This window comes from Neisseria sp. HMSC074B07 (assembly GCF_001810355.1).
Classification (GTDB): domain Bacteria; phylum Pseudomonadota; class Gammaproteobacteria; order Burkholderiales; family Neisseriaceae; genus Neisseria.
Genome location: NZ_KV800968.1, coordinates 16,731 through 19,594, shown reverse-complemented (window position 1 = coordinate 19,594; position 2,864 = coordinate 16,731). Strand labels below are relative to the sequence as shown.

The window sequence follows — 2,864 nt, the reverse complement described above, 5'->3', positions numbered from 1 at the left end:
GCCGTACTGGTTTAAAGTTAATCCACTATACTTGAATCGGTCAGAAGCTAAGGGGAGATAATCTGCACCGGTTCCTAAATTATTTTTTAGGTTGTATGAAATGCTCCGTTTCCTTCAAGATTTCAGGTTTCACAATTCCCTGTAAATCCTTAGTGGGGATAGTAAACTCAGGTCTGCCTAAAACATATGCCCCGATTTCGTAACTTTGATACAGGAAAGTCAAGCCGTTTTTATCGAAACGCCAGTTTTCCGTAGCGGAAAATTTGTCACTATTGTATCCACTAATGTAATCACGTGCTTCTTCTTCGGTGTCATCACTATTTTCCTTCAGGTATTTGACATAGGCTTCTTTAATCAGATGCGTCAGCTTTGCTTTTTGTCCGGGCAACAGGATATCATCCAATTTAAGCGGCTTCGGATTGGCAATGCCGCGTTTCAACACCATCAGCGTGTGCACGCCGTTTCCGTGTGCGCCACAGGTATATTCCCAGTCTTCTTGTCCGAAAACGGCATAGTTGGGCGTATAGCCTTCTAGTTCTAACGTATCCACATAGTCCAACGCACAAGGAGAGCCATCATCTTTGCCGAGTTTCCTATTTTCCCGATTGGTCTCCTTTACGTCTTTGTCGCGTATTAAGGTCGTCTGAACCGATTTCTGCGTAGGCAGTTTGCCCCCCATTTGTTTTCTGACCCAGTCATCCAAATGTTTATCGCCGGTAATCGGATAGCCGACAGTAAGTTGATGGCAAAGGGGTTTGCCTTCACTGTTTTTGCCGGAACAGGATTTGGCTTCCAATATTTTGTCTTTAAACGATAAAGGCGCAGCCTGAGCAGTTGCAGAAAAAACGAGGGCCAGTGTTGCGGCAGCAAGCGTTTTGCGGAACATATCAACACCTATTAGGATTTTGATTTAATTAAAGGGAAGCCCAATGCTTCGCGGCTTTCGACGTATTTCTGCGCCACGGTGCGGCTGAGGGCGCGGATGCGGCCGATGTAGGTGGCGCGTTCGGTCACAGAAATGGCGCCGCGTGCGTCTAAGAGGTTGAAGGTGTGTCCGGCTTTGAGGACCAGCTCGTAGGCGGGCAGGGAGAGGCTGGCGTTTTCTTCGGCGAGCAGGCGTTTGGCTTGCGCTTCGTAGTCGTTGAATTGGCGCAGCAGCCAGTCGGCATCGCTGTATTCGAAGTTGTAGGTGGATTGTTCGACTTCGTTTTGGTGGTACACGTCGCCGTAGGTGACGGTGTTGCCGTCGAGCGTTTTTGCCCAAACGAGGTCATAGACGTTTTCTACGCCTTGCAGGTACATCGCCAAGCGTTCGATGCCGTAGGTGATTTCGCCGAGTACAGGCGTGCAGTCGATACCGCCGACTTGTTGGAAGTAGGTGAACTGGGTCACTTCCATGCCGTTGAGCCAGACTTCCCAGCCCAAGCCCCATGCACCGAGGGTGGGGTTTTCCCAGTCGTCTTCAACGAAACGGATGTCGTGGACTTTGGGGTCGATGCCCAATTCGCGCAGGGAATCGAGATAGAGGTCTTGGATATTGGCGGGCGCGGGTTTGAGGGCGACTTGGAATTGGTAATAGTGTTGTAGGCGGTTGGGATTGTCGCCGTAGCGGCCGTCTTTGGGGCGGCGGCTGGGTTGGACGTAGGCGGCAAACCAAGGCTCGGGACCGAGCGCGCGCAGGCAGGTGGCGGGGTGGGAAGTACCGGCGCCGACTTCCATGTCGAAAGGTTGGATGACGGTGCAGCCTTTGTCTGCCCAGAATGTTTGCAGTTTGAAGATGATTTGTTGGAAGGTGAGCATGGCTTATGTTTCGGATTGGGATAAAAGGGGGATTTTACTGTTTTGACGGTGTTTTGGGTAGGTGTACAGGCAGATGGAATGGTGGGGCGGCGGTGTGATTTGACTGTCAATAAATGCGGAAACATGCCACAATGCCGTTATCCTGTTGTCTGTTTTAATCTGTTTTGATTCAATTTGAGGAGTCACCCATGACCCCGATTTTGGCTTTCGATATTGAAACCGTGCCTGATGTGAACGGCATCCGCCTGTTGTACGACCTGCCTGCCTCTTTGCCGGACGACGAGGTGGTCTTGTTTGCCCAGCAGAAACGCCGCGCCCAAAACGGCTCTGACTTTATGCAGCACCACTTACACCAAGTAGTCGCCATTTCCTGCTGTATGCGCTGGGGGCAGGACAAAATCCACGTCGGCACCATAGGCGAAATGCACGACAGCGAAGAGGAAATGATCGCCAAGTTTTTCGACCTTATCGAAAGCCATACGCCGCAATTGGTCAGTTGGAACGGCGGCGGCTTCGACCTTCCCGTCCTGCATTACCGCGCGCTGATACACGGCATTGCAGCGGCGCGTTATTGGGACATGGGCGAGGGCGATTTCGGCGACAGCCGTGATTTCAAGTGGAACAACTACATCAGCCGCTACCACAACCGCCATTGCGACCTGATGGATCTGCTCGCCCTGTACCAGCCGCGTGCCAATGTGCCGCTGGACGATATGGCGAAACTTTGCGGCTTCCCCGGCAAACTGGGCATGGATGGCAGCAAAGTTTGGGAGGCGTTCCACGCAGGTCGTCTGAAAGACATCCGCGATTATTGCGAAACCGATGCGGCAAACACTTATTTAATGTTCCTACGCTTCCGCCTGATGAGCGGCGCTTTGGATGCGGACGAGTATGAAGTGGAAGTCAAACGGCTGAAGCATTACCTGACCGGACAGGCTCAGGACAAGCAGCATTGGAATGAGTTTGTCGCCGCGTGGCGTTAATAACGCGGTGATTTCCTAAAGCCCTGACGATGGGCGGAAAGCCGCTAATTTATAGTGGATTAACTTTAAACCATTACGGCG

3 protein-coding genes are annotated in these 2,864 nt (G+C 51.9%); 1 reads left to right on the top strand and 2 read right to left on the bottom strand.

The genetic code is table 11. The annotated features are described in order from the left end of the window. Positions 1 to 79: 79 nt before the first annotated feature. Positions 80 to 886 (bottom strand): RsiV family protein, encoded by an 807-nt coding sequence (locus tag HMPREF2726_RS09560; RefSeq protein WP_009313127.1) that lies wholly within the window; start codon positions 884 to 886, stop codon positions 80 to 82. An 11-nt stretch (positions 887 to 897) separates the two neighbouring features. Next, on the bottom strand, positions 898 to 1,800 hold the full coding sequence (gene glyQ, locus HMPREF2726_RS09555; protein WP_003766631.1) for a glycine--tRNA ligase subunit alpha: 903 nt from the start codon (positions 1,798 to 1,800) through the stop codon (positions 898 to 900). 188 nt (positions 1,801 to 1,988) lie between these two features. On the opposite strand from glyQ, the gene HMPREF2726_RS09550 reads away from it, so the two are divergent. Then, entirely contained in the window at positions 1,989 to 2,783 is a 795-nt protein-coding gene (locus tag HMPREF2726_RS09550) for a 3'-5' exonuclease (protein WP_003744040.1), read from the top strand. The last annotated feature ends 81 nt before the right edge of the window (positions 2,784 to 2,864 follow it).

Excerpts from the sequence above, each read along its gene's own strand:
- HMPREF2726_RS09560 (WP_009313127.1), bottom strand. The coding sequence starts at position 886 with ATGTTCCGCAAAACGCTTGCTGCCGCAACACTGGCCCTCGTTTTTTCT.
- glyQ (WP_003766631.1), bottom strand. The coding sequence starts at position 1,800 with ATGCTCACCTTCCAACAAATCATCTTCAAACTGCAAACATTCTGGGCA.
- HMPREF2726_RS09550 (WP_003744040.1), top strand. The coding sequence starts at position 1,989 with ATGACCCCGATTTTGGCTTTCGATATTGAAACCGTGCCTGATGTGAAC.